Source organism: Mycobacterium vicinigordonae, from assembly GCF_013466425.1.
Taxonomy (GTDB): Bacteria; Actinomycetota; Actinomycetes; order Mycobacteriales; family Mycobacteriaceae; genus Mycobacterium; species Mycobacterium vicinigordonae.
On record NZ_CP059165.1, the window covers coordinates 5,529,364 to 5,554,939 of the forward strand.

Below are 25,576 nucleotides of genomic sequence, written 5' to 3' on the forward strand. Positions count from 1 at the left end.
CATCGCCCCGCCAGTGCAATACCACGAATACTCATCGGCAGTTCATAGGTAGCGGCGCCGCTGCGGCGCAGGTCCGGAGTCTGTGCACAGGCCCGGCACGCGGCATTCGGACTATAGTCGGACGCATCGGGCCGTTGGTCTTTCTGTCAGAGTTTCCGGCGCGGAGGCAACCACGATTTCCAGACCTTATTTGCCGTGAATGCCACTGAGACGGCCCGCTTGCAGGCGGTAGAACGGTACCGATTGCACGAGACTCCGCCCGACCGGATTTTCGGACGAATCGCCGCGCTGGCGGCGCGAGTCTTCGGTGCACCGATGGCCTTGGTGTCGATCGTCGATCGCGACTGCACCTGGTTTCTGGCCGTCCACGGGCTGCAAAGCGCGCGGCATGGCGCGGCCGCCGAGGAATTGGCGGCCGGCCTAGACGCTGCGGGTCATGCGGTTTTGGTCGAAGATGCGCTCACCGATCCGCGTACCGCCCACAATGCGTTCGTGCGCGATCACCAGATCCGCTTCTATGCGCGCGCGCCGATCACCACCGCCGACAACTATCGACTCGGCGCGGTGGCCGTACTGGACACCCAGTCGCATACCGCCACGCAGGAACAACTGGGCATCCTCGGCGATCTTGCGGACCTGGTGATGGATCAGTTGGAAAGCCGGTTGTCCTCGTTGGACAACCTGCGCTTCGCCCGGCGGCAACGGGACGCGGCGGAATTCGCGCGCGATGATGCCCGGCTCGACCGCGACACCGCTGAGATAGCCCGTGACGATGCCCGGCTGGACCGCGACGACGCGATCCGCCACCGCGACATCGCCGAGCACACCCGCGACGTCGCAGAGCATGAACGGGATCTCATCACGGAGTATGCGACCGTCCTGCAGCGGACGCTGCTGCCGCCCTCCCTGCCGGAGATCGACGGTCTCGCCCTGGCCGCGCACTACCATCCGGCGTCCCCGCGGCAAGTCGGCGGGGACTTCTACGATGTGTTCGCACTCGGTCACAGCCGGTGGGCGTTCTTCATCGGTGACGTCGAGGGCCATGGTGCCGAAGCCGCTGTGGCGACGTCGCTGATCCGTTACACACTGCGCGCCGCCGCGCTGCACTTCGCCGATCCAACCGAAGTTCTCGCCGAACTCAACGCGGCGTTACTTCGCGAGCTGGATCCACGGCGATTCTGCACAGTATTGTTCGGCAACCTGGAGCCCGCCTCCGGCGGCCACGGGTTCGAGGTCACCATTGCCACCGGCGGGCACCCACCGGCGCTGCTCCTCGACCCCTGCAGCGGCAGCGCGAGTCAAGTACGCTCCGCGGACGGGATGCTGGTCGGTATGACGTCCAACGCCACCTTCGACTCTTGTCGGGTTCGGCTGAGTCCGGGCGAGATTTTGCTGTTCTATACCGACGGCATCGTCGAATCCCGCCGTGCCACGCCGCCGTTCGACGAGCACAGTCTGGCTGACTTCGCCGTCGAGCACGCGGGCCTGGGCGCCGCGGGGCTGATCGACCGGTTCGCCACGCTGGTTCCTAAATTGAATCCCGACGACGACGTAGCCGTGCTGGCGATCGGTGCCCGCTAAACCTGTTGTCGGCGTTAGAGTCGCGTGTGCCTAAGATCAGCGCCTCATCGGTGGAGGAGCACCGCGAGCAAGTCCAGCGACGAGTCTTCGAGGCGTTCGCCACCCTGATGGCCGAGCACAGCTTCGACGCGATCACCATGGCCAAGCTGGCGGCCGCCGCCGACATCGGCCGTACCGCGATCTATCACCATTTCGCCGACAAAGAGGCGGTAGTGGTGGCTTTCGCGTCGCACGAGACGAGCCGCTACATCGACGGGCTGCGTGGCGACTTGGCGGACGTCGACGACCCGGTGGCGCGGCTGCGGATCTACATTCGGCATCAGCTCGGCGCCGGCGAGCAATTTCACATGGGGCTCGGGCCGCAACTGTATGGCGCGCTGTCGCACGACACGATGCGCGCCATCCGCGAGCACGTGGTCGCCATCGAGGACGTGTTGCGGGAAATCCTGGCCGACGGTGTTGCGAGCGGACAGTTCGTGATCGAAGACCAGGCCGCCACCATGTCGTTGCTACACGCCTGCCTCGCGCCGCGCGAGTTGCCGGTGACGGCCATCGAGCGGTTTATCCTGCGTGCTCTGGGGGCACGCCCCTAAGACACGACATCCGCCGAAGGCTGTGTTATGTTTCCTGACATCTTGTCAGCATCGTTTTGACATGTTGTCAGAGTTGTTGGAACAGAAGCCGAATACCCGGGAGCAAACGTGTCAGTCAGCGCAGCCGAGGCCCTGCGGCCCTTCTCCGTTGCGATGAAAGAGGGTTCGACCGCCGAGCACGAAGCCGCTGAACACTCACCCTATGTATCCGAGCTTTTGTCCGGCCGAGTCAACCGCCAGGGTTATGCCGACTACCTGTTGCGGCTCCGCGTGATCTACCAAGGGCTGGAGGAAGCGGTGCGGGCTTACCGTAACGACCCGCTGGTGGCCGCGGTGTACGACCCGGCCCTGGAGCGCCTGGCCGCAATCGATGCCGACCTGCAGCACTGGGCGCCCGGCGCCGGGCATCACGTCGACTCCCCCGCTGCTCGCGCGTACCGTGACCGGTTGGCCACCGCGACTTGGGGAGGCGCATTGGTGGCGCACCACTACACGCGCTATCTCGGCGACCTGTCCGGCGGCCAAGCCATTGGCAAGATTCTGGACCGCACCTTCGGCCTGAACGGCGCGGGCCTGTCCTTCTACGAATTCCCGATGCGGCCCAAGCCGTACAAGGACGCCTATCGCCGTCGGCTCGACGCTCTCGACCTCGACGCCGACCAGATCGACAGGGCCGTCGACGAGGTGAAGATCGCGTTCAACCTCAACCAGGCGCTGTTCAACGAATTAGCGACGAATCTGCCCGCCTACCGGAGCTGATCTGTTCAGACCCGGGCGTAACGCCGCTGGAAGATACCCCTCAATTCTCCCAGCGGCGTTACGCTCGTTCCGGATCCCGACCGGTTGCCTTCGGCCCCAAGATGTTTCGACTCCAAAGCGAAACCGCCGCCGACAATAAATGTCGACGGCGACTCCAACTGGCATGGATCCGCGGCTGACCCGCGTTCAACTTCGGTCAGTGCGGCAACCGCGTCCGGCGACCGGTGACGGCCTCGTAGATTGCAATGAACACCACAGCAGCCCCGATACCGACGAAGAACGGGACCCAGGCGACGCCACCGTTGGCGTTGGAGTAGCCGAATTGTGCGGCCACCGCCGAACCGACCAGGCCCCCGAGGGCACCGAGTAACACCGTCATGATCATCCCGATGTTCTGTTTGCCGGGCATGACGAGTCGCGCCACCACTCCAATCACCGCGCCCACGATGAGGGAAAGGATTATTGCTCCGATCATTTTCGAACTCCTTGTCCTGGCGGGCGCCCGATCGGCCCCGTCTGCGACACCGGGTTCCCCAATTCGCGCGGCCGTAACACCCCCCAACGGTCATTTACCCGTTGGTACGGAAGCGTTTAGCTGGCCGGGACCGGGGGTAGATCCAAGAGGCGTTCGACGCACGTTCACTAGGAGGTCTTCGCCGTGAGCACTAACGCTTGCCCCGCATGCGGCTATCCCACGCTGGAGCCCGTTTTGTGCGCGTTTTGCGGCCCTGGCGATACGTTTGCCGGCGACCAGGTGTTTGGCGGATCGACGTACGTGGCGGCGACGTCGAGTGGTTCGCTATCAGGTCTCGGCCGCGTTCGCTCGGAGCCCCTTGCACTTCCGACGTTCGGCCCCGCTGCCTAACAGATACCGGCAATCCCATGAATCTTGCTGGGCTGACTGTGAATCGGCTGCTTCTTGGCGGTTCACCCGCCCGTTCGGCTGCGTCACCTCTGTCAGCGTGACAACCTGCTAGACGTGCTGAATATTCACCTTCCGGCGCTGACATCGGCGGCCGCCGATGTGGCGGCGATCGGTTCGGCGGTCAACGACGCCGCCGTGAGCGCGGCGAGCGCTACCACCGACGTGGCGGCAGCCGCCGCCGACGAGGTATCCGAAGCCATCACAACCCTCTTCAACGCACAGGCCCAGGAGTGTCAAGCAGTCCTCGGCCAAATTGCGGCCCTGCACACCAGATTCGGCCAGGCGCTGGCCGCATCGGGTGCCGCCTACGCTGGCACCGAGTCCGCGACCCTCAGCGCTCTAGCCGCAGACCCTGCCGTCACCTTCGTGATGGCCGGCAGCGGTACACCGACACCGTCGTGGACGTTCGTTAACGACATGGTCAGCCGGTACCTCAAATTCCCGGCCGGTGACCTGATGCCGCTGACCCTGCCGGCCGGGGAGTATCCCGACAGCGGAATCAAGGACCTGACCCAGGCGGTGTCGCTGTCGCGGGGCGTAACGATCTTGAACAACGCGGTCCAGCAGCAGCTCGCGGCCGGAAAGACCGTGAACGTGCTGGGCTACTCGCAGAGCGCAAACATCGCCTCGCTGCTGATGCAGCAGTTAGACCCCTCCGGTACGCCCAGTTCGTTGCCAATCAACTTTGTGCTGCTTGGCAATTCGATGAACCCCAACGGCGGGTGGGACGCGCGCTTCCCTGGCTTGAGCCTGCCGACGCTGGGCTTCAGCACCCTTGGCGCAGCACCCAGCAACAGCTTCAACACCGTCTCCTACACCCTCGAATACGATGGGTGGGCGGACTTCCCGCGGTATCCGATCAATGTGGTGTCTGACCTGAACGCCCTGGTCGGCATGGTCACCGTGCACGGCACCTATGACAGCGTGACCGCCGCGCAGTTGGCTTCGGCGGTAGTCTTGCCGACGGTCGGTGACACCATGACCACCTACTACATGATTCCCAGCCAGAATCTGCCCCTGCTGGAGCCGCTGCGGTACCTGCCAGTCGTCGGCGACCCGCTGGCGGACCTGATTCAGCCGGTGCTGCGGCCGCTGGTGAACTGGGGCTACGGCGACCCGAGCTACGGTTGGTCCACGGGGCCGGCCAATGTGCCCACGCCGTTCGGATTCCTGCCGCCACTGAGCGACACCTTGGCCCTGGGGCCAGCGATGCTGCATGGGATCCCAGCGGGAATCACGGCCGCTGTCAACGACATTCAGGGGATGGGGTTGCCGACGCTGGGTTCGCTGGAGTCGCTGGTCTCGGCACCCGGCACCCTGGCCCTGCCGACCTTTCCGGCGTCGATTCCGGACCTGCTGTCGGGCCTGCAGGCGGCGAACACCCAGATCGTCAGTGGTGCCACCACCGCCGTCTCGACGGCTTATGCGACCTTGCTCCCTACCGCCGACATCACCATGGCGGCGCTGGTCTCGTTGCCGTCCTATGACGTGAACCTGTTCTTGGGGGGTGTCAGCCAGATAGTGAGCGGGCAGCCGCTCGCGGGCCTGCTCAGTGCTTTCGGCGATCCGGTCGCGGCGAACTTCGGGCTGCTGCCGTTCCTAGGAGGTCTGGAGCTCGCCGTCCTTGCCGAAGCGGCCGATTCGATCGTGACCGGGACGCCGTATCCAAGTCCCTAACTCATGCACCCGAAGCTCCAGTGGCGGCGACGGCTCAACAGGGGTGACGGAGTCGTCCCCGGGGAGTCCGCCAAACCGCTGAACGCTGCGTGGCTCACGGGCCAAACATTGGCCCGAACATGCCTCCTGGGCCGCCGAGCAGGCCCGGCCCGTCGAGCATTCCACCAGGCCCCATACCGAAACCCAGGACCATCACGACAAGCACCACCACACCCAGCACCCACGCCCATGACGGAGCCGACATTCGTCTCGGCGTCGACCCGCTGGTACCGACGGCAGGGTGCTGCGGTACGTCGTTTCGGGGATGGGGACGGGTCTGCGTGCCTGCCCAGTAGGCACCCGCGGCGACAGCGGCCAGCAACAACAACACGATCACGGTGGCTGCTCCTCAGTTCCTTTGACGGGTATTTCTCAGTAGCTACGCGGGAGGAGGTGGTGGCGGACCCCACGGCACGGCTGGCAGCGGGGCCGGCCCGCCAGGCGGCGGACCCAACGGCGGCGCGGCCAGCAGCGGCGCCGGCCCGCCAGGCGGTGGACCTGGTGGACCCCACGGCTCCGGTGGCGGCGGCGGACCCCACGGCGCGGCCAGTGGCGGCGCCGGCCCGCCAGGCGGTGGTGGACCCAACGGCTCCGGTGGCGGCGGCGGACCCCACGGCGCGGCCAGCAACGGCGCCGGCCCGCCAGGCGGTGGACCTGGTGGACTCCACTGCACGCCGAGTGGTGGTTGTACGTCCGGCGGTGGCGGGGGTGAACCCCAGGCCCCAGGCACAACAGGTGGCCCTGGCAACGGTTCACCCTGCGCAACCGGCGGCGGTGGCAGCGGTCCCCCAGGCTCCGGCGGAGACGGTGGAACCGGCTCCTGCGGCGCGGGTCGAGCACGCGCCTTGGGGTAGCTAGGCTCGGCCTTCGGCGGCGGCGCGGGACGCAACGCCTGCGGCGGGGGAAGGTCAGGCGTGATGCGCGCGGGCGGTCCAAGCGGCGCGATCGCGCCGGGCTGCCCGTTGGTCGGTGTGGCCAGATTTTGCCCGCCGATCGGTGTGGCCAGGTAGGGGCTCCTGGCGATCACGGCAATGGTGGCGGTCGCGCCGACGATCAGCCCCATTAGCGCCGCCACGATGGCCGTGCCGACCGGCCGGCGGCGTACCCGTTCACTAACCGCGGCCCGGACGCGTCGCCGGGGCCTCTCCGCCTGGACCGGGGCCGGGTTCTCGCCACTGTCTGGGGTGCTATTTGTGCCCGCGTTGAAGTCCACGTCGGAGTCCGCGTGGTCGCTGCCGTCGGAGGTCATGGGGTTTCCCGTGTCCGTTGGAGATTGATAGCACGGACGGTAGCCAGCGGAGTTGAAATTAAGCTGAAGAAAAGCGGATCCGGACGCTTCTTCGGGCCAAGCCGCTCAGCGTCGCGCTAGCCGGCTACCGCAACTGGGCACCGGCCATGAGGGAGCGAACACGGAACAACACATAGGTGGTGTGGCGCAACCGCTTTTACCTTTTAACGAGTGTTGAGCCAGCGGGGCGACTCGGCCAGGGCCCGGGTGTTCTACCCGCAACACATCTGAAGTTGCGGCGCGGGTGTCGCGAGCGCTGTCGGCGGCGTTCGACGGTAACGACGTTGCAGCCTCTTGACGGAGGTCGATTGGACGCCTTCGACCAGGCTATTCCCGCCGCCAACTGCGAAAAGGGACCGGACCCTAGATGCAAGTGCTCGTCCGCCCCGCGGACGACGCGTGGTATCGAATAGCCGGTCGACGGTGTCGGCGTCAACTGGTTGCGCGGCGGCCATCACGGTTGCGCGCGCATTGCGCGGCGCCAGATGTGGGGGGACGATCAGCAAGACGATCCGGCCGCGATTGAAACCCTGGACTTCGATGGTCGCAGGCGGCTGCAGTGGGCAGCCCTCGAGCCGAACAACGCCATCGTCGATAACGAGTTTCCTTGGCGGTGTTGACCATTCACCGGTTCGGTAGAGCACACGGTCGATCGGCCCGAGCCGAATTGCCAGAGCCGACAACAGATTGGGCAACTCCGCAGCAAGGTCATCGCTACGAGGCCACCATGCTCCGTCGACGTAGCCGGATGTGGGGGATTTGGGCTTTAGACGCAGCCGAAGTGGCCCATCAGACTCGGGTGCACCTGAGGTTTGAACGTCAAGAAGTACGTGTTGTTGCGTCACGAGGACGCTCCTGTCATTGGCTTGGAATCAGCCAGATCATTTCCAATCAGCGACGACGCAAGCTTTGGAGTGCTATACGTACGAAGTACCGCCGATGCTGTCTGACCCTACGGCGCATCTGCCTCAAGCGCAATACGTCGCCACCGTGTCGCACTCGAACTGCGCACCGACACCGTTGCGAAAAGGCATGGCGTCGTATCCGACGGGCCTTGAACGAGATTGGCGCAATCGTCCGACAGCGAACGCTCGCCGTCAGGACGTTCGACGCAACCGGCGAACGTCGCGTTCGACGCAGCCCACACGGTCGGCCGCCTCAGCGACCGATAATGCTGGGTTGAGCAAGATGTTCAACTCCTCAGCAGTGAACGTCGGCTCGACGTCCCAGGGCGCCTCATCCCACCCCGTTTCGCTGAAGCCGGAAAACAATTCATCGCACATAGACTATCCTCACGAAAGGTGGAGCACGAGAACAGAATTCGGCGGGTAGGGCGTAACCGATCAACACCCGGTTCTCCGTGGTTTCCATCGCCGTGGCGGAATCACTGGTTGCGCTTGATACTACCGCCACAGCGGCTCGTGCGTAGCTGGCAAGCCGTACCGGCGCATCCTCGCGGACGGAGGTGGTCACGAACTTGTCGTCGGATGGCGCGAGGCGTTCGTACGGCCGTGCAGGCCACCGCGGCCGTCGTGGCGCGATGAACTTGTTCTGTTAACTTCCAGCTTCTGCGGAGTCCAGCCAGGTGAACCCTGAATGAAAAGCCTTCCGTCCCAATTGAAGATAGTTCCAGCTCTCGCACGTGCTACTGTAAGCACGGATGCCCATCGGCATCTGTTCAGAATGAGAGAAGTTGGAAGTATGACACAGGGAACTGTGAAATGGTTTAACGGCGAAAAAGGCTTCGGCTTTATCGCTCCCGATGGCGGCGCGGCAGATGTGTTCGTCCACTACTCGGAAATCCAGGGAAGCGGCTACAGGTCGCTCGAGGATAACCAGCGAGTTGAGTTCAGCATCGAGCAGGGCGCCAAGGGTCCGCAGGCAGTTGGGGTGACTGTCGTCTAGCGCGAGAGTTTTATCCCGCGTGGGCTGGTGGGTGAATTCCTGCCAGCCCACAGCACATTTGAGAGGTCCTTTAGCCTCAGAGCTGGCAGGCGTACTTTCCAAGAATCGGGCTCATCCGAGTTGTACGATGTCAACCAACACCCTCGAAGTGCTTGCAGTCGCCTGCGAGAGGCCACTTCTGAAAGTGGTACCCCAGACCGATCCAGACGTAGCAGATCCGGCGATGATGAGAGCGGCGGTACCGCGCAACGCTTCCAGGTCGGCGACATGGTTAGGATCAGTTCGGACCGCCAAGAACCGAACCGTCGCGTGTTACCGGCCGTCACTTCGCCGAGATATCCAGAGGGCGCGTCCGCCGGCAAATCAACCGCTCTTCGCTCGTCAGACCAATGTTTGAGCCGAGGCTAAATCCAATGAGAAGGATGCCCAACAACATGAAATCGATCGATTTGTTTTCACATCGCTACGCACCCGAAGTCGTATCTCGCACCGGTGACGATTCAGAACCGGTGCAACTTCCCACTTTCTCCGACCGCCCCGCGAGCGATTCCGCCGCTGCGCCGTCACCGTCGTGAATGCTTGGTCGGGACGCCTCGGCGTTGCGGCCGCTCAGCCTCGCACGGACTTGGAAGCTACTGCAACACTCGACTTTTCGCCACTCTTATGAGGGTCGTGAATAGATGCCATCACTGCCCCGTCCGCAACGCAATCAGGTATCGCGACCAAAGAAGCGCCGCAGCTGCTCGGCGATGATCGCGGGATTGCCGCCTTGGTCCTGGGGGCCGCCGTGGTTGAGGCCGGGCAATTCGACCCGAGTCGCTCGCGGCAGCACCTGCTGCAAGGCGTCCAGCGTGCCGGTGAAAAGCGTTGGGGCACCGGTTCCACACATCAGTAAGACCTCGGCGGCCACCTTCGCGTAGTCTTCGAGAGTGCCCTCGGTGGCCTTGACCACGTCCAATTCTTGTTTCCAAGCAACTATTAGGTCCCGTAGTGGGACGCCGTCGCCGGTGACCCGTCGAGCATCGGCCCACAGCAACGCGCGGCAGATGGCCGGCTGCGTCATCACCCGGCCCAGCAGCCGATAGGGTGCCGAAACCTCCTGTGCCCGAGGATCTGAGTCGTAAGAGTCTTTGGCCAGGCTCGCCATCGCTGCGGCGATATCGCCGCTATCCACCAGCCGTTGCCCACGGTTGATGATTCGTTTGAACTCGTCCAGGCCGGGTTGGCCGACGAACAGGACCGGTTCAAAGACGGCGACCTTGCGGATCGCCGGTATCGCGGTGGAGGCATGTAGCGCAAATAAGCCACCATCGGCGACACCGAAAACGTACTGCGCTCCGGTGGTGGCGATGATGGCGTCGAGGTCTTCGTCCTCGCGTTCGATGCTGTAGTGCGGACCGTAGGGGCCGCTCATCCCACGGCCGCGTCGGTCCGGCATATAGACGGTGAATGCGTCCGCCAAGGAGGTGCCAAGCTTCATGTAATGCTGCGAGGCTAGCGCCCCGCCGTGCAAAATCACTAGCCCAGGACCATCGCCGAACTCGCGAAAGCCGATGCTCGTGCCGTCTTTCGAGGTTACGACCTTCTTCAAATACGTTGCCTTCTTGCTAACCAACATGCCAACCCCCTCTGTACGTGGCGATAGTTGTTCCAGGTGATTCCGCGGCATCAGTAGTTGCGCGGCAGTGGCGCGAGCAAGGCCTTGACTTGGTCAGCGGTCAAGACGGTGATACTGCCGTCTGGTAGTCCGAGAATGCGGTCGATCGCCAATCCGTGCAGCCTCAATCTGGTTGTCAGAACGTCGATCGCCTGGTCTCTGGCTGACTCGTCGGCGGCCTCAAAGACCTGCAGGATGTTTGAGTTGGTCCGCGCGGCGAGGCCCTGGATCATATCGGCGACGCCTTCGGGATCAAAGGTGTCGAAAATGCCCTCCTGTACCCCATTGGAAATCAACTCAGTGAGCAGCGGTCGAGCCAGATCCTCTGCAACGCTGACGATTCGTGCGTACAGGTGCGCATTCTCAGGTCGCAGAAGCGATACCATGGCCGCCAGCTGTTCAGCTGTTCCGGTCTGCATCTTGACATCAAACCCGCTCTGCAGCAGCGTGTTTAGCCGTTCCAACGCATTGCCGTCACATCGGGCCACGACGTCCTGGATGACCTCGAACTGGTGGTGGGCACCACGCTCGGTCAGGGCGGTGATCAGGGCTTCTTTCGATGGAAACCAGTGGTAGAAAGCACCTTTGGAGACCCCAGCGTCCGCGATCAAATCATTGAGGCTGACATTGTCATAGCCGCGCTCGACAAACAACGCGGTTGCGCGGTCTAACAGTTCTGCCCGCCGAATGTCTGGATGCTTCACTACCCGTGGCATACGGCCGGTCCTGACGTTGAGCCCGTTCCAATGACTGGGCTTGATTCGAACGTTGCGGCGTAGGTCAGATAAAGGCCGACCAACACCAAGGCGCCGGTGATGGTCCTTTCCGCCGAAATGGCGCGCTGCTCAAAAACATTGCCGGCCGCGTTGAGGACGTCGGGGGCGGCCAACAGGAGCACCCCGCGGGCGAGCATGCGGGTGCGTCCCTGTTGCGACTGCTCCGCTGCGCTCACTACGACGTCCTTACGTGTCAAATACGACCATAACCGACCAATAGTCGGTATGCAAGACCACCAGTCGGTATAGAAGACTGACGGTCTGAGGTCAACGACGATGTGCCTGCCTCTAGGAACTACCGCCGTTGCCCACGGCTCATTGCGCCTGCGTAATTTCGCGCTGCCGTCGGAATTTACGGACACGCAGCTCGACGAAATCACCCGTACCGATCTTCAGCAGTTCCTCGGGGCCTCAGTGTGAACATTCGCCGAGGAGTTGCAGGAGTTGATGTCCTTGTTCGCTGAGCCGGTAGGTGACGCTGCGTCCGACTCGGGTTCCGACGATTGTTCCTGCATCGCGCAATACGGCGAGGTGGCTACTCACCGTGCCCAGGGACTGGCCGAGCGTGTGCGCGAGTTGGGTACTGGTGGCGGGGGTTTGCAGCTGGCGTGCGATGCGGGACCGGCCGGGCCCGAGCAGGGTCGACAGGGCGTCGGTGCCGTCGAGGTCGGGCGCAGTCGGCTCGGCGTGGGGACCGTAGGCGCAGTAGACCAGGGCGTAGCGGGGGGCTCGTTCACACGTCCACCATCCGCCGGTGGTGGTGCGCGGAACAAAAATCAGCCCCTCGTCGATAATGCGGTCGGGCCAGTGCTGATTGCTGAAACGAATCGCATTGTCCCCGACCCAAACTGAGCGCTGCTTCATCGATTCGACGGCGTGCTTCCAGCCGTAAGCGGCCAGGAGCCCAGCGCGGTACATGATGTCTCGTTCCAGCACGGCACGGCGCCGTGACCAATCTGGTTCGACGAATTGCCGCCAACCCTCGTCGAATAGCTCCGCGGTGCGGGCAGCCAGATGCTGCTGTTCGAGCCAGTCGAGGCGATGGGTTTTCCAGCTCGCCGCCGCTGCGGCACGCACCCCGGCACGGATGTCGTCGTCGCCGAAGGCTGCCATCAATGCGAGTTCAGCACCAAGGCGGGTGTTCATCCCGTGCTCAGGTGGTATGGCGATCATGTCGGGGAATCGTTTAGTAGTCGCTATCAGCGGCAGTAGTGCGGCAGCGATCGGGTTGGCGTCGAGCCAGCGGCGGTAGGCCGGCCGGTGTTTGGCGTGCCAGCGGGCCGAGGCAGGATCGGTGCATCGTCGCTGCAAAGTGATTAGCGCACCCACGGTTTCGGCCAGCGGTGAGATCGCGAAACGGCAGTGGGCTAATGCATTAGGGCTGAGCTGGAGAAGCGTCATATCCTTGCGCCTTTTGGCGTAAGGATAGCGGCTGAATCGTGCCGTTGCGATGCTGTCCGGCTATGGCACGTTCGGCACTCTCAAGCGCGGTCCGCACGCCCTTCGGCTGCTTCGTAGTGGGCAGGTCAGTCTCGCTAGCGGGAAGCGCGATAACACCTGTCGCGCTGAGTTTGGCGGTGCTGCAGGCATCACATCGGCCGAGCGACCTTGGTGTGGTTTTGGCCGTGCAGGTGGCGGCGCAGCTTGGCTTGTTGCTGGTGGGCGGCGTACTGGGTGACCGCTGGCCGCGACGCGCCCTCTTGGTGGGTACGAATCTGGGCGCGGGGCTGACCCAGGGCGCGGTCGCCGCCATCTTGCTCACCGGTCACTACCAACTGGCACTGGTGGCGTGCTTGCAGTTCATTAACGGGGCACTGGAAGCCTTTGCCTCCCCTGCACTGCGGGGCATTGTGCCCGAGTTGGTTGAGTCCGCCCAACTGCCGCGTGCCAACGCAACACTGGCCACGGCAAAGAATCTCACGAAGGTTCTCGGGCCAGTTGTTGCCGGCCTGCTCGTAGCCGCACGCGGAGGCGGGATCGCCATTGCCGTCGACGCCATCAGCTTCCTGGCCGCCGCGGCGATCTTTTCTAGACTCCGGCTAGCCGACACACCGAGCGGCCCTTCGGGCGACAGCGTGTTGACCGAGATACGCCGGGGATGGCGCACCTTCCGGTCAACACGATGGCTATGGGCGACCACCGCCTCATTTGCAGTCATCAACCTGATCGGTACCGGAACATGGCAAATTCTGGGACCCGAAATCACCATCGCGCGAGCCAATGCGCCCGTATGGGGGATGGCGCTGAGTGTGCGCGCCATCGGCGCCCTGTTTATGGGTGTAGTGCTGTACCGCCATGCCCCGCAACGGTTTCTGCGCTCCGGCCAGCTCCTGGCCGCCTTGGGCGCCTGCGGGCTTCTGGGCTTGGGAATTGACCTGTCCGCACCCTGGTTTCTGCTCTGCGCGTTTGTTTCCGGGCTGGGATTCGCCGCCCCGTCGATCGCCTGGGACACCTGCGTGCACCAGCACATCCCTCGACAGCAGTTGTCCCGCATCTCCGCCTACAACGATCTGTTGTCCTACACGTGCGTCCCCGTCGGCCAGCTACTCGTCGCACCGGCCGCCGCATGGCTAGGACCGGCCAACGTGGCGCTTTACGCGGGGATTGGCTTCATAGCCGCAGCGCTCGCCCCGCTCAGCAGCCGGTCGGTGCGCGCCCTTGCCCTTCCGTCCCAACCCACGGCGCGAACCAGGCCCGCCAAAGCACAGAAGACCCCAACGTGTCGCATCGCAACGCGCCCTCGTCCGAAGTGACTTCTAGTCACGAAGTCGACCACGTCGTCACGAATCTCAACCGGTTCAACAACGTCACCAGAACACAGCGGACGGAAACGGACCCGCCACAACCAACCATCAATCAAGAGGCACGATGCCCATGCAGGTAAAGAATGGTGGCCAGGGGCGGGATCGAACCGCCGACCTTCCGCTTTTCAGGCGGACGCTCGTACCGACTGAGCTACCTGGCCGGAAGCCGGCAGGCAGCATGTGCCTCGCCGTGCTGGCGACCCTGACGGGACTCGAACCCGCGACCTCCGCCGTGACAGGGCGGCGCGCTAACCAACTGCGCCACAGGGCCTTGCTGCTGCTCCGCGGTGAGCCGCGACGCAAGTACCCCCTACGGGATTCGAACCCGCGCTACCGCCTTGAAAGGGCGGCGTCCTAGGCCGCTAGACGAAGGGGGCCAGAACCGAATCTCTCCGGGGCACTCGCAACGAGATCAACGTTGGGAGCCAAGTCAGCTTAGGGCACCCCGGCCCCAATCCTCAAACGAGGGCGACAGGGGCAGGCAGTATCCTGAGTCTCCGCCGCCCCTATAGCTCAGTTGGTAGAGCTACGGACTTTTAATCCGCAGGTCGTAGGTTCGAGTCCTACTGGGGGCACCGTTCGAGCTGGAAGAGCGCCGTCGGCACCAATCGCAGCCAATCGGGGCAGCTCGTTTCAATGCCGCACCGCATGGTTATGCTCGCGGCTATGCTTCCCGACGTGAATCAGGCTGACCAACCCAACGCCCCCGTAGCTCTGGTGACGCTCGAAATCCGTCACCCCGCAACAGACTCCCTCACCGAATCGGCAAGCCGCGAACTCAAACAGCTCCTGCTCAACGACCTGCCGATTGAGCGTCAAGCCCAAGACGTGCAATGGGGCATGACCGCCCCCGGACAGCCGCCGCAGCCGGTCGCCGACCGCTTCGTGCGCTACTCCAACCGCGACAACACCACCGCCGCATCGCTGAAGAACCAGGCGATCGTCGTTGAAACCAGCGCCTACACCAACTTCGACACGTTCCTGGACACCGCGATGCGGGTGGTGGACGCACGTTCCGCGGTCTCGTCGATCGTGGGCGTCGAGCGCATCGGCCTGCGTTATGTCCTTGAGGTCCGGGTGCCTGCGGGCGTCGACGGTCGCATCGAGTGGGCCAACTGGATCGACGACAGCCTGCTCGGGCCGCAACGCCTGGCCCCCACCGGACTTGCTCTCACCGAGTGGCAGGGCGCGGCGGTCTACCGCGAGGCTCAGCCCGGCAAGTCGCTGATCGTGCGGTACGGCCCAGGTGTCGGACAGGCTCTGGACGCCAACTACCACCTGCGCCGGGTGACGCCGCCGCAGACCGGTCAGTTCTTCCTGATGGACCTGGACAGCTTCTGGACCCCGCCCACCGGCGCGATTCCGGAGTACAGCCGCGAGGCGTTGGTGTCGACCTTCCGCGACCTGTACGCACCGGCGCAGACGGTGTTCCAGGACATGCTGACCACGAGGCTCAAGGACGAGCTGCTGCGCAACGCCAGCCCCACCAACTAGGGCTTGAGCACCGCGCTGGTGTAGGTCACGTCGGCGAAGGCCTCGGCAAGTTCGTCGTCGGGATAACCGAAGCCGTTGGCTTCGTGCAGCTCCCGGGTGGTGTGGGGCGACGTCTGCCAACCCTCGCCCGCCAGGTGGTCGAGGATGTGGCTGCGTTCGGCGTGGTAGACGAGGTCGTTGAAGTCGAGTTCGAAGCCGAGTTTGCTCATCCGTTCGTGGTGCTCGCGCCACCGGGGATCCGCAAAGATGCGGGTGTCGGGCACGAACTCGAAGGCGAGCCGGCTGCCGGGTGCGCTGAGCGCGGTGATGTTGTCGAACAAGGCGTCCTGCGCGTCATCGGGCAGGTAGACGAGTAGCCCTTCGGCACTCCACGCAGCCGGCTCCTCGATGTCGAATCCCGCGGCTTTCAGCGCCGAGGCCCAATCGTCGCGCAGGTCAACGGACACGGTTCGGCGCTCGGCTGTCGGTTCGGCACCCAGCTCGCGCAGCGTCTCGGTCTTGAACTCGATCACCTCCGGCATGTCGACCTCGTAGACGACGGTCCCCGCCGGCCAGGGCAGCCGATAGGCGCGCGCGTCGAGGCCGGAAGCGAGGATGACCACCGAAGTGATGCCGCCGCGGGTGGCGTCGAGAAAGAATTGGTCGTAAAACCTGGTACGGCAGGCCATTCCCCTGGCCATCCGTCCTGGGTCGAAGTCGGAGTCCTCCCCCACCGGAATCTCGCCGTTCACCAGCCGCGTGTAGACGTCGATGCCGACCGTGCGCACCAACGGTGCTGCGAATGGATCATCGATGAACGCGTATTCCGGCTGCGAGGCCAAGGCACGCTGGGCAGCGACCATGGTTGCCGTCGCGCCAACGCTCGAGGCGAGGTCCCAGCGATCGTTCTCGGTACGTGCCATGTTACTCCCAAGCAGACAAACAATATAGATAAGCTAGTCAGTATCATAGACACTCCGATGAATTGCGGGACTACCCTGCAGCTGTGACGGACTTCGCCCAGCGCACGATCGACCTCGCCCGCCGCAACGTCGCCGAAGGTGGGCGTCCGTTTGCGACGGTAATCGTCAAGGACGGTCAAGTGCTGGCCGAGAGCGCCAACAAAGCCGCCCAGACCAACGATCCCACCGCCCATGCCGAGATCCTCGCGATCCGCGAAGCGTGCACGAAGCTGGGCACTGAGCATCTGGTCGGCACTACCATTTACGTGCTCGCTCATCCATGTCCGATGTGCCTGGGCTCGCTGTACTACTGCTCCCCCGACGAGGTCGTGTTCCTGACGACCCGCGACGCCTACGAACCGCATTACGTCGACGACCGCAAGTACTTCGAGCTCGCCACCTTTTACGACGAGCTCGGCAAAGACTGGCGGGACCGACGGCTGCCAATGCGATATGAGCCGCGGGACGATGCGCTGGAGGTCTACCGGTCCTGGCAGCAGCAGAATGGCGGCAGCCGCACCGCCAGCACCGTGCCACCCGGCTGAGGCGGCAGCCTTGACACCACCACACCGCCCTCGCTTACTATCTGCGTATGCATGCAGATAATGGCCCATTGCGACTCCCCGACGATCAGGTGGCCCTAGTGGTCGAGGTTTTTCGCATGCTCGCCGACGCGACCCGGGTGCAGGTGCTGTGGTCGCTGTCGTGCCAAGAGTTGTCGGTGAACGAGCTCGCCGAGCATGTGGGCAAACCCGCGCCGTCGGTCTCCCAACACCTGGCCAAGCTGCGGATGGCACGGCTGGTGCGCACCCGGCGCGACGGCACGACGATTTTCTACAGCCTGGAAAACGACCACGTACGCCAACTCGTCATCGATGCCGTGTACAACGCCGAGCACGCCGGCCCCGGCGTACCCCGCCATCACCGCGGCTCAGGCGGACTCCAGGCCGTCAACGAAACATCAAGGGAAACAACAACATAAAAGGAAGACCGATGTCAGACCACAGCCATGACGCGCCACATGCGCACGAACACCAGCACGGCGGGGTAACCCACAACCACCCGCACACCGCCCATGACCACGAACATGTGGTGCACGATCACACCCACACCCACGACGACGGCACCGAGCACAGCCATGAGCACGTGCACCAGTCGGGCCTGGAAGCCGCGCACAGCCACACTCACTAGCTAAGCCCGCGCTGAGCGCCTCAGACCGCAGCGCTATCAGACCTAGGACCCGTCAAACCTTGGGGCAGTAGTGCATCGGGTTATCCCGCTCGTCCAGCGGCGGCAGGTTGCGCGCCGGCGTCTCGGGCAGCGGCGCGTCGACCGGGATACGACCACTGACGCGGTCCAGGCCGGCTCGAGGCCGCGGATGCTTGCGATACCGCCGCGGCACGAAGGCGAAAACCACCCGAACCAAGTTTCCGAAGCGGCGGTGCAACCACTCGTCCCGCGCAGACCAGCTGTAACCCATCAGGTCGCGGACGGCCGGGTCGTAAAGACCGACAGTCAGCCAAACCATGAACGGAGCAAGCAGTTTGCGCTGGGCGGCCCACAGCCAATCGGGAATCCAGCTCGCGAATGGCGGCTGCGGCAGCTCGGAGAGGTCAAGCACGGCACGTGCTGCGTAGTTGTTCTCCAGCACGTCGCGGCACATGTGGTCCCAGTACTGCTGGAATTCCTCCAACGAGCCCGGCACCGGTCGCATGCTCATCCCGTACATCCGGTACCACTGCACGTGCTCGTCGAAGAGCTGCCGCTTCTCCGCTTCGGTCAGACCACCACAGAAGCGTTCGGCGACCAGGATGGTGCCAACGAAGAAGGTGGCATGCGCCCAATAGAAGACTTCGGGGTTCAGCGCATGGTAGCGGCGGCCCTGGGCGTCGATGCCTTTGATGGAAATGTGGTAGTCCCGAACCTCGGCTCCCGTTGTGGGGGCCCGGTCACCGTCGAAAACCACCCCGCCGATTGGGTACAACGATCGCATCAGCCGCGGCCAGCGCTCCCGGAAGAACGTCGAATGTTCCTCGACCGCGGCACCCAGCTGCGGATGCATGTTCTGCATCGATCCCGCCCACGGTCCCTGCAACATGCCACGCCAGTCACCGAAGTACTTCCAGGTCAGGGAATCCGGACCCAGCGGCGCCGGCGGCGTGTCGTAGCCCAGCGGCGATACCGGGCATCCCCCGGCGACGCCGTCGAATCCCTGACCGGCCGCGGCTTCGGGCAGGCCGGGTGCCGTGGTGGTAATCGGGCAGGCAGCGGACGTATCTTGGGTCACTGGCAACTATCCTCGGTGGTCGGCAACTTTGACTACACACGTTGTCAAAATCGATTTTAGGAGTAGAGGTGCAGGCGGGTCAACGGCGGGGCCGCTGGTCGGGCGTCCCCTTGCAGGACCGCCATGCCTTACGCCGCGACGACCTAATCGCCGCGGGCGTGCAGCTACTCGGCAGCGAAGACGGGCCCACCCTCACGGTGCGCGCGGTTTGTCGGCAAGCCGGATTGACCGAGCGGTACTTCTACGAAAGCTTCACCGACCGCGAGCATTTTGTCCGCGCGGTCTACGACGACGTCTGCACCCGGGCAATGAGCACACTGACGTCCGCGAAGACGCCGCGAGAAGCCGTCGAGCAGTTCGTCGCCCTGATGGTCGACGACCCGGTGCGGGGCCGGGTGTTGCTGCTGGCACCCGCGGTCGAGCCGATCCTTACCCAGTCCGGCGCCGAGTGGATGCCGAACTTCATCGAACTACTGCAGCGCAAGTTGTCGCGGATCGTCGACCCGGTCGTGCAGAAACTGGTCGCCACCAGCCTCATCGGAGCGCTGACCGGCCTATTCACCGCGTACCTGAACGGACAGCTCGGAGCCACCCGCGAGCAGTTCATCGACTATTGCGTTGAGATGTTGCTCAGCAGGGCCACCAGCTACGTGCCGCGGCCAGGGCACGGCGGAATGGAAATTCCCGTCGGAACCGGCCCGCACGATTGACTCCCACGCTCCCCGGGCACCCTATTTCGACAAGCCCCCGCGCCGCGACAGTGGTGCGAGGCGCCACACCGCGACCAAACTTGATGCTACCGGTAGGCACAGATATTCTGACTGCAACCCAAAGACACAGATATCTGGAGGGGCCATGTCAGCGGAGCTGACCCACCTGCAGTTGCTGCACGAACTCGAGCCGTTTGTCGAGAAGTACATGAACCGGCACGAAAGCATGCATAAGAACTGGAACCCGCACGACTACATCCCGTGGTCGGACGGCAAGAACTACTACGCGCTCGGCGGCCAGGAATGGGAGCCCGGACAGTCCAAGCTGTCCGACGTCGCCCAGATCGCGATGGTGCAGAACCTGATGACGGAGGACAACCTGCCGTCATACCACCGCGAGATCGCGATGAACTTCGGCCTCGACGGCCCCTGGGGCCAATGGGTCAACCGCTGGACCGCCGAGGAGAACCGGCACGGAATCGCGCTGCGCGACTACCTGGTGGTGACCCGCGCGGTCGACCCAGTCGAACTCGAGAAGCTGCGGATGGAGGTCGTCAACCGCGGCTTCAGCCCCGGTCAGAACCACCAAGTGCGGGCCGACCTGTTCGCCGAGAGCCTGTTCGACTCGGTCATCTACGTGACCTTCCAGGAGCTGGCGACCCGGATCTCGCATCGCAACACCGGCAAGGCCTGCAACGAGACCATCGCCGACCAGCTGCTGGCAAAGATCTCCGCAGACGAGAATCTGCACATGATCTTCTACCGCGACGTCAGCGAAGCCGGGTTCGCCGCCTCGCCCAACCAGGCGATGAAGTCGCTGCACAAGGTGCTGCGCAACTTCCAGATGCCCGGTTTCCAGGTGCCTGAGTTCCGCCGCAAGGCCGTGGCAATCGCCGTCGGTGGGGTCTACGACCCGCGTATCCACCTCGACGACGTGGTCATGCCGGTGCTGAAGAAGTGGCGCATCTTCGAGCGCGAGGACTTCACCGGCGAGGCCGCCGCGCTTCGTGACGACCTGGGTGTGCTGATGAAGGAGCTCGAAGCGTCCTGCGACAAGTTCGAGCAGTCCAAGCAGCGTCAGCTCGAGCGGGAAGCCCGCACCGGCAAACGGACCACCGCGTTCGAACTGCACCAGACCGCCGGCACGCTGACAATGAGCCGGCGGTAGCCAAGCGGTGCGCATAGGGCCCATCGCGCTCGCGAGCCCGGTGGTCTTAGCCCCGATGGCGGGCGTGACGAACGTTGCATTCCGGACGCTGTGCCGCGAGCTGGAACTGTCCAAGGTCGGCACGGTCAGCGGTCTATACGTCTGTGAGATGGTGACCGCCCGCGCGCTGGTCGAGCGCCATCCGGTCACCATGCACATGGTGACGTTCGCGCCCGACGAATCGCCCCGGTCGCTGCAGCTCTACACCGTCGACCCGGACAACACCTATGCCGCGGCCAAGATGATTGCCGACGAGGGCCTGGCCGACCACATCGACATGAACTTCGGCTGCCCGGTGCCCAAGGTCACCAAGCGTGGTGGCGGAGCCGCGCTGCCGTTCAAACGACGCCTGTTCGGCCAGATCGTCGCCGCCGCGGTGCGGGCAACGGAAGGGACCAACATTCCGGTGACGGTCAAGTTCCGCATCGGCATAGACGACGAGCACCACACCCATCTGGACGCGGGGCGCATCGCCGAGGCCGAGGGCGCAGCGGCTGTCGCCCTGCACGCCCGCACAGCGGCCCAACGCTATTCCGGGACCGCCGACTGGGATCAGATCCGTCTGCTTAAGCAGCAGGTTCGCTCCATCCCGGTACTAGGCAACGGCGACATCTACGACGCCAGCGACGCGCTGGCAATGATGGCCGCCACCGGATGCGACGGCGTGGTTATCGGCCGCGGCTGCCTAGGCCGGCCGTGGTTGTTTGCCGAGCTCTCGGCCGCATTCACCGGACGCCCGGCACCCACCCCACCCAACCTGGGCGAGGTGGCCGACGTCGTCCGCCGCCACGGCGCGCTGCTCAGCGAACACTTCGGCGAGGACAAGGGCATGCGCGAAATTCGCAAGCACGTCGCCTGGTATCTGCACGGCTTCCCGGCCGGATCCGACCTACGCCGCGGATTGGCGCTGGTCAAGACCCTCGAAGAGCTCGACGCACTGCTGGACAAGCTGGACCGCGACATTCCGTTCCCGGCGGCCGCCAACGGCCCACGCGGCCGGCAGGGCTCGGCGGCGCGGGTCTCGCTGCCCGACGGCTGGCTGGACGATCCCGACGACTGCCGGGTGCCCGACGGTGCCGACGTCATGCACTCCGGCGGCTGATCCGCAAGTACCGCTGGCCGAACCGAAACAGTCTTGAAATCGCGCCTCGGCCGACAAATCAGTACGATGTGAGCCTTACTGCTATTCCGCGGCGCCGGGCAACACGGTGCTGCGTCTACCTGCGCGCATCACATGCACGCGACCGTTGGAGGCCAGCAGGACATGAGTGACGGCGACAAGGACGCCACTCCTGGACCTCGGCGCGGCTCCGGCAGCGGTAATGACTTCATTACCTCAACCCCACAGCCGATGCCAGGCGCCGCGCCGTGGGAGAGGTTCTCGGCACCGGCAATCGATGACGAGCTGTGCCGTTGGTCGTCCAAACCGCGGCAGGAGGCACCGGCCGAGCACGTCGCCTCACCCTCGGTGGACACCGGAAGTAGCAGCAACGGCGGTGCGCTAAGCGTCGCCGACCTGATCGCCAGGCTGGGCGCCACCATGCCGGACCGACCGACCCATCACCACGTCGCTGAAGACTCCGATACCGCCGAAGACTCCGATACCGCCGACGAGTCCGGCCTGGCCGATGAGCAACCGGAACCGGAGCCCGCCGACTTCGACCTCTCCGACACGCAGATCCTGCCGATCCCCGCCTACTCGCTGCAACTGCACTCCGAGCTGCCCGATCTCGGCGCGGCCAACTACCCGCACGATGCCACCGACGACGAGCCCCCGAAGAGGCGCGGCAAGCGGTTCGGCATGAAAGCACCAGCCGACCGTCCGGCGCGGGAAACCCGCCAGCCCAAGCGGCGGACCCGTAGTCATCGAGTCCTGATCGCGGGTCGCTCCCTGGCCATCCTCATCGCCGTGCTGTCGCTGGTAATGACCGGCGGCGCCTACCAGTGGAGCGCGTCGAAGAACAACAAGCTGAACACCGTGAGTGCACTGGACCCGCAGTCGAACGACATCGTCGACCCCAACGCGCAATACGGTGACGAGAACTTCCTCATCGTCGGCATGGACTCCCGGCTGGGCGCCAACGCCAACGTCGGAGCTGGTGACGCCGACGACGCCGGAGGCGCCCGTTCGGACACCGTCATGCTGGTCAACATCCCGGCCAACCGCCAACGTGTAGTCGCTGTCTCGTTCCCGCGTGACCTGGCGATCAGTCCGATTCAGTGCGAGGCGTGGAATCCCGAGACTGGCAAGTACGGCCCCATCTACGATCCGAAAACCAAGACAACCGGTCCGCGGATGGTCTACACCGAGACCAAGCTGAACTCCGCCTTCTCCTTCGGCGGCCCCAAGTGTCTGGTCAAGGTCATCCAGAAACTCTCGGGCTTGAGCATCAACCGGTTCATCGCTATCGACTTCGTCGGATTCGGACGGATGGTCGAGGCGCTCGGCGGTGTCGAGGTGTGCAGCACCACACCGCTGAAGGACTACGAGCTCGGCACGGTCCTCGCCCACGCCGGACGGCAAGTCATCGACGGCCCCACCGCGCTGAGCTACGTCCGGGCACGCCAGGTGACCACCGAGGTCAACGGCGACTACGGACGCATCAAACGCCAGCAGCTTTTCCTGTCGTCGCTGCTGCGCACGATGATCTCCGAAGACACGTTGATGAACCTCAACAAACTCAACAACGTCGTCAACATGTTCATCGGCAACAGCTACGTCGACAACGTCAAGACGAAAGACCTGGTCGAGCTCGGCCGGTCGCTTCAGCACATGGCCGCCGGCCACGTCACCTTCGTCACCGTGCCCACCGGCATCACCGACCAGGACGGCAACGAACCTCCCCGCACCGCCGACATGAAAGCGCTGTTCGCGGCGATCATCAACGATGATCCGCTGCCCAAGGAGAACGACAACAACGCCCAAAGCCTGGGGAACACACCGGCATCGGGGGCGACCACTTCGCCGTCCCCCACCAAGAAGCCGCCGGCCAACTCGTCCAACGAGATCCGCCAGGAGCAGGTAACCACGACCTCGCCGCAAGAGGTCACCGTGCAGGTCTCCAACGGCACCGGCACCGAGGGTCTGGCGGCCACCGCCGCCAGCCAACTCAAGCGCAACGGTTTCAACGTCATGACGCCGGACGACTACCCGGACGCACTCAAGGCCACCACGGTCTTCTTCTCGCCAGGCAACGAGCAGGCCGCCGCCACCGTCGCCGCTGCCTTCCGCAATTCGAAGACCGAGCGGGTCACCGGGATCGGCTCGGTGGTTCAGGTGGTCCTCGGCTCCGACTTCAACACGGTGAGCGCTCCCCCGCCCAGCGGCTCTTCAGTGAGCATGCAGATCACCCGCGGCACCACCAGCACACCGACCAAGCTGCCCGAAGACCTCACCGTCACCAACGCCGCCGACACCACCTGCGAATAGGCTGCGGGTGTGGGGCTTACGTCCGTTTGACCTGAACGGACCGTAGGCTCTACCTATGCGGACCGCGTACCACGAGCAACTCACCGAACTGTCCGAGCGACTCGGCCAGATGTGCGGGCTGGCCGGTGCGGCGATGGAACGGGCCACCCAAGCCTTGCTGCAGGCCGACCTGGTGCTGGCCGAGCAGGTGATCTCCGACCACGAACAAATCTCCGCGCTCAGCTCCCAGGCAGAGGAGAGCGCATTCGTACTGCTGGCGCTGCAAGCGCCGGTCGCCGGCGACCTGCGGTCTATCGTGAGCGCGATTCAGATCGTCGCCGACATCGACCGGATGGGCGCGCTGGCACTGCACGTCGCCAAGATCGCCCGGCGCCGCCACCCCCAGCACGCCCTACCCGAAGAGGTCAACGGCTATTTCGCCGAAATGGGCAGGGTCGCAGTCGAACTGGGGAACAGCGCGCAGGAAGTACTAATATCGCGCGACCCGGAGAAGGCCGCCCGGATCCGCGAAGAAGACGACGCGATGGACGACCTGCACCGGCATCTGTTCAGCGTGCTGATGGACCGCGAATGGCGATACGGGGTGGCGGCAGCCGTCGACGTGACCTTGCTGGGCCGCTTCTACGAGCGCTTCGCCGACCACGCCGTCGAGGTCGCGCGACGGGTCATCTTCCAGGCCACCGGCAAGTTCGAGGACGACTCCTCAACCACATCGAGCTAGCCGAATCGGCCAGAGATGTAATCCTCGGTGGCTTTCTGGGTGGGATTGGAAAAGATCTTCTCGGTGTCGTCGATCTCGACCAGCCGGCCCGGCTTTCCCACCGATTCCAGGTTGAAGAACGCCGTCTGATCGCTGACCCGGGCGGCCTGCTGCATGTTGTGGGTGACGATTACGATGGTGTACTCCTGCTTGAGTTCACTGATCAGTTCTTCGATCGCCATCGTCGAGATTGGGTCCAGCGCCGAGCACGGCTCATCCATGAGCAGCACATCGGGCTGCACCGCAATGGCCCGCGCGATACACAGTCGCTGCTGCTGCCCACCCGACAATCCACCGCCAGGTCGGTCGAGCCTGTCCTTCACCTCGTCCCACAAGTTCGCCCCCCGCAGCGAGTGTTCTGTGGTCTCGTTGAGCAGCTTGCGGTTTCGGATGCCCTGCAGCTTCAGCCCGGCCACGACGTTGTCGCGGATCGACATCGCGGGGAACGGGTTGGGCCGCTGAAACACCATCCCGATCGCCCGGCGCACCCCCACCGGATCGATGCGCGCGCCATAGATGTCCTCGTCGTCGAGCAACACGCTGCCTTCGACCCGCGCGCCAGGAATCACCTCGTGCATCCGGTTCAGGGTGCGCAGCACCGTCGTCTTGCCGCAACCGGATGGTCCGATGAACGCCGTGACGCTGCGCGGCAGTACCGATAGAGAGACATCGGCGACGGCGTGAAACGAGCCGTAATAGATGTTGACCTCTTTGAGGTCCAACCGTTTGGCCACGGAAAATAT

27 protein-coding genes and 4 tRNA genes are annotated in these 25,576 nt (G+C 64.3%); 16 read left to right on the forward strand and 15 right to left on the reverse strand.

What is annotated here, in order from left to right:
• The first annotated feature begins 195 nt into the window (after window positions 1–195).
• From H0P51_RS24685 to H0P51_RS24695, 3 genes are all read left to right on the forward strand, one after another.
• Window positions 196–1,581, forward strand: coding sequence for a PP2C family protein-serine/threonine phosphatase (locus H0P51_RS24685; RefSeq protein WP_246398202.1), 1,386 nt, complete (start codon window positions 196–198; stop codon window positions 1,579–1,581).
• Between the two features lie 26 nt (window positions 1,582–1,607).
• Window positions 1,608–2,174 (forward strand): TetR/AcrR family transcriptional regulator, encoded by a 567-nt coding sequence (locus H0P51_RS24690; RefSeq protein ID WP_180915436.1) that lies wholly within the window; start codon window positions 1,608–1,610, stop codon window positions 2,172–2,174.
• A gap of 153 nt (window positions 2,175–2,327) precedes the next feature.
• The gene (locus H0P51_RS24695) at window positions 2,328–2,933 is read left to right on the forward strand and encodes a biliverdin-producing heme oxygenase (protein ID WP_425489094.1); all 606 of its coding nucleotides are present in this window, start codon (window positions 2,328–2,330) and stop codon (window positions 2,931–2,933) included.
• Between the two features lie 196 nt (window positions 2,934–3,129).
• Here the strand turns inward: H0P51_RS24695 and H0P51_RS24700 are convergent, their stop codons facing one another.
• On the reverse strand, window positions 3,130–3,408 hold the full coding sequence (locus tag H0P51_RS24700) for a GlsB/YeaQ/YmgE family stress response membrane protein (RefSeq protein WP_180915438.1): 279 nt from the start codon (window positions 3,406–3,408) through the stop codon (window positions 3,130–3,132).
• Window positions 3,409–3,912: 504 nt separating this feature from the next.
• Between H0P51_RS24700 and H0P51_RS24705 the strand changes: the two genes are divergently transcribed.
• Window positions 3,913–5,535: a PE family protein gene (locus H0P51_RS24705; protein ID WP_246398204.1), complete on the forward strand. Its 1,623-nt coding sequence runs from the start codon at window positions 3,913–3,915 to the stop codon at window positions 5,533–5,535.
• A 94-nt stretch (window positions 5,536–5,629) separates the two neighbouring features.
• Here H0P51_RS24705 and H0P51_RS24710 read toward each other — a convergent pair whose 3' ends face one another.
• The 4 genes from H0P51_RS24710 to H0P51_RS24720 all read right to left on the reverse strand — a co-directional run bounded on the left by H0P51_RS24710 (window position 5,630) and on the right by H0P51_RS24720 (window position 8,145).
• Window positions 5,630–5,911 carry a hypothetical protein gene (locus tag H0P51_RS24710; protein ID WP_180915439.1) on the reverse strand — a complete coding sequence of 94 codons (282 nt, stop codon included), beginning with the start codon at window positions 5,909–5,911 and terminating at the stop codon, window positions 5,630–5,632.
• A 42-nt stretch (window positions 5,912–5,953) separates the two neighbouring features.
• Window positions 5,954–6,823 carry a hypothetical protein gene (locus H0P51_RS24715; RefSeq protein ID WP_180915440.1) on the reverse strand — a complete coding sequence of 290 codons (870 nt, stop codon included), beginning with the start codon at window positions 6,821–6,823 and terminating at the stop codon, window positions 5,954–5,956.
• A 251-nt stretch (window positions 6,824–7,074) separates the two neighbouring features.
• Window positions 7,075–7,707, reverse strand: a complete 633-nt coding sequence (locus H0P51_RS28720) for a DUF5994 family protein (RefSeq protein ID WP_246398207.1) — start codon at window positions 7,705–7,707, stop codon at window positions 7,075–7,077.
• A gap of 252 nt (window positions 7,708–7,959) precedes the next feature.
• Window positions 7,960–8,145, reverse strand: a complete 186-nt coding sequence (locus H0P51_RS24720) for a hypothetical protein (protein ID WP_180915441.1) — start codon at window positions 8,143–8,145, stop codon at window positions 7,960–7,962.
• 418 nt (window positions 8,146–8,563) lie between these two features.
• Here H0P51_RS24720 and H0P51_RS24725 point away from each other — a divergent pair, with 418 nt between their 5' ends.
• Window positions 8,564–8,767: a cold-shock protein gene (locus tag H0P51_RS24725; protein ID WP_180915442.1), complete on the forward strand. Its 204-nt coding sequence runs from the start codon at window positions 8,564–8,566 to the stop codon at window positions 8,765–8,767.
• Window positions 8,768–9,476: 709 nt separating this feature from the next.
• On the opposite strand, the gene H0P51_RS24730 is transcribed toward H0P51_RS24725, so the two are convergent.
• The 4 genes from H0P51_RS24730 to H0P51_RS24745 all read right to left on the reverse strand — a co-directional run bounded on the left by H0P51_RS24730 (window position 9,477) and on the right by H0P51_RS24745 (window position 12,601).
• Window positions 9,477–10,385: an alpha/beta fold hydrolase gene (locus tag H0P51_RS24730; RefSeq protein ID WP_180915443.1), complete on the reverse strand. Its 909-nt coding sequence runs from the start codon at window positions 10,383–10,385 to the stop codon at window positions 9,477–9,479.
• A gap of 50 nt (window positions 10,386–10,435) precedes the next feature.
• Entirely contained in the window at window positions 10,436–11,140 is a 705-nt protein-coding gene (locus H0P51_RS24735; protein ID WP_180915444.1) for a TetR/AcrR family transcriptional regulator, read from the reverse strand.
• On the reverse strand, window positions 11,128–11,376 hold the full coding sequence (locus H0P51_RS24740) for a hypothetical protein (protein ID WP_180915445.1): 249 nt from the start codon (window positions 11,374–11,376) through the stop codon (window positions 11,128–11,130). The genes H0P51_RS24735 and H0P51_RS24740 overlap by 13 nt, the downstream gene beginning before the upstream one ends.
• 235 nt (window positions 11,377–11,611) lie before the next feature.
• On the reverse strand, window positions 11,612–12,601 hold the full coding sequence (locus tag H0P51_RS24745) for an ArsR/SmtB family transcription factor (protein WP_213016713.1): 990 nt from the start codon (window positions 12,599–12,601) through the stop codon (window positions 11,612–11,614).
• Window positions 12,602–12,663: 62 nt separating this feature from the next.
• On the opposite strand from H0P51_RS24745, the gene H0P51_RS24750 reads away from it, so the two are divergent.
• On the forward strand, window positions 12,664–13,953 hold the full coding sequence (locus tag H0P51_RS24750) for an MFS transporter (RefSeq protein ID WP_180915446.1): 1,290 nt from the start codon (window positions 12,664–12,666) through the stop codon (window positions 13,951–13,953).
• Between the two features lie 135 nt (window positions 13,954–14,088).
• On the opposite strand, the gene H0P51_RS24755 is transcribed toward H0P51_RS24750, so the two are convergent.
• The 3 genes from H0P51_RS24755 to H0P51_RS24765 all read right to left on the reverse strand — a co-directional run bounded on the left by H0P51_RS24755 (window position 14,089) and on the right by H0P51_RS24765 (window position 14,381).
• Window positions 14,089–14,165, reverse strand: a tRNA-Phe gene (locus H0P51_RS24755).
• Between the two features lie 33 nt (window positions 14,166–14,198).
• A tRNA-Asp gene (locus tag H0P51_RS24760) sits at window positions 14,199–14,275 on the reverse strand.
• A 33-nt stretch (window positions 14,276–14,308) separates the two neighbouring features.
• A tRNA-Glu gene (locus H0P51_RS24765) sits at window positions 14,309–14,381 on the reverse strand.
• Window positions 14,382–14,506: 125 nt separating this feature from the next.
• Between H0P51_RS24765 and H0P51_RS24770 the strand changes: the two genes are divergently transcribed.
• Both H0P51_RS24770 and H0P51_RS24775 read left to right on the forward strand, forming a co-directional pair.
• Window positions 14,507–14,579, forward strand: a tRNA-Lys gene (locus tag H0P51_RS24770).
• Window positions 14,580–14,670: 91 nt separating this feature from the next.
• Window positions 14,671–15,498, forward strand: a complete 828-nt coding sequence (locus tag H0P51_RS24775; RefSeq protein WP_180915447.1) for a TIGR04255 family protein — start codon at window positions 14,671–14,673, stop codon at window positions 15,496–15,498.
• Here the strand turns inward: H0P51_RS24775 and H0P51_RS24780 are convergent.
• A complete protein-coding gene (locus H0P51_RS24780; protein WP_180915448.1) occupies window positions 15,495–16,400 on the reverse strand; it encodes an SAM-dependent methyltransferase in 906 nt (301 codons plus the stop codon). The two genes, H0P51_RS24775 and H0P51_RS24780, sit on opposite strands and share 4 nt — an antisense overlap.
• 83 nt (window positions 16,401–16,483) lie before the next feature.
• Between H0P51_RS24780 and H0P51_RS24785 the strand changes: the two genes are divergently transcribed.
• From H0P51_RS24785 to H0P51_RS29145, 3 genes are read left to right on the forward strand one after another with little or no spacing between them, the layout of a single operon-like run.
• The gene (locus tag H0P51_RS24785; protein ID WP_180915449.1) at window positions 16,484–16,984 is read left to right on the forward strand and encodes a nucleoside deaminase; all 501 of its coding nucleotides are present in this window, start codon (window positions 16,484–16,486) and stop codon (window positions 16,982–16,984) included.
• Window positions 16,985–17,031: 47 nt separating this feature from the next.
• Window positions 17,032–17,421 carry an ArsR/SmtB family transcription factor gene (locus H0P51_RS24790; RefSeq protein WP_180915450.1) on the forward strand — a complete coding sequence of 130 codons (390 nt, stop codon included), beginning with the start codon at window positions 17,032–17,034 and terminating at the stop codon, window positions 17,419–17,421.
• Window positions 17,422–17,432: 11 nt separating this feature from the next.
• Complete coding sequence (locus H0P51_RS29145; RefSeq protein WP_343061738.1) at window positions 17,433–17,630, forward strand: zinc transporter Slc39a7; 198 nt, start codon at window positions 17,433–17,435, stop codon at window positions 17,628–17,630.
• Between the two features lie 52 nt (window positions 17,631–17,682).
• On the opposite strand, the gene H0P51_RS24800 is transcribed toward H0P51_RS29145, so the two are convergent.
• Complete coding sequence (locus tag H0P51_RS24800) at window positions 17,683–18,726, reverse strand: oxygenase MpaB family protein (RefSeq protein ID WP_180915452.1); 1,044 nt, start codon at window positions 18,724–18,726, stop codon at window positions 17,683–17,685.
• 68 nt (window positions 18,727–18,794) lie between these two features.
• Here H0P51_RS24800 and H0P51_RS24805 point away from each other — a divergent pair, with 68 nt between their 5' ends.
• The 5 genes from H0P51_RS24805 to phoU all read left to right on the forward strand — a co-directional run bounded on the left by H0P51_RS24805 (window position 18,795) and on the right by phoU (window position 24,794).
• Complete coding sequence (locus H0P51_RS24805; protein WP_180915453.1) at window positions 18,795–19,436, forward strand: TetR/AcrR family transcriptional regulator; 642 nt, start codon at window positions 18,795–18,797, stop codon at window positions 19,434–19,436.
• A gap of 145 nt (window positions 19,437–19,581) precedes the next feature.
• Window positions 19,582–20,604, forward strand: coding sequence for an acyl-ACP desaturase (locus H0P51_RS24810; RefSeq protein WP_180915454.1), 1,023 nt, complete (start codon window positions 19,582–19,584; stop codon window positions 20,602–20,604).
• Between the two features lie 55 nt (window positions 20,605–20,659).
• Window positions 20,660–21,745 carry a tRNA dihydrouridine synthase DusB gene (dusB, locus tag H0P51_RS24815; protein WP_246398209.1) on the forward strand — a complete coding sequence of 362 codons (1,086 nt, stop codon included), beginning with the start codon at window positions 20,660–20,662 and terminating at the stop codon, window positions 21,743–21,745.
• A gap of 162 nt (window positions 21,746–21,907) precedes the next feature.
• Entirely contained in the window at window positions 21,908–24,073 is a 2,166-nt protein-coding gene (locus H0P51_RS24820) for an LCP family protein (RefSeq protein WP_180915456.1), read from the forward strand.
• Window positions 24,074–24,128: 55 nt separating this feature from the next.
• On the forward strand, window positions 24,129–24,794 hold the full coding sequence (phoU, locus tag H0P51_RS24825) for a phosphate signaling complex protein PhoU (protein ID WP_180915457.1): 666 nt from the start codon (window positions 24,129–24,131) through the stop codon (window positions 24,792–24,794).
• Here the strand turns inward: phoU and pstB are convergent.
• A complete protein-coding gene (gene pstB / locus H0P51_RS24830) occupies window positions 24,791–25,567 on the reverse strand; it encodes a phosphate ABC transporter ATP-binding protein PstB (RefSeq protein ID WP_180915458.1) in 777 nt (258 codons plus the stop codon). The genes phoU and pstB overlap by 4 nt on opposite strands.
• Window positions 25,568–25,576: the final 9 nt, after the last annotated feature.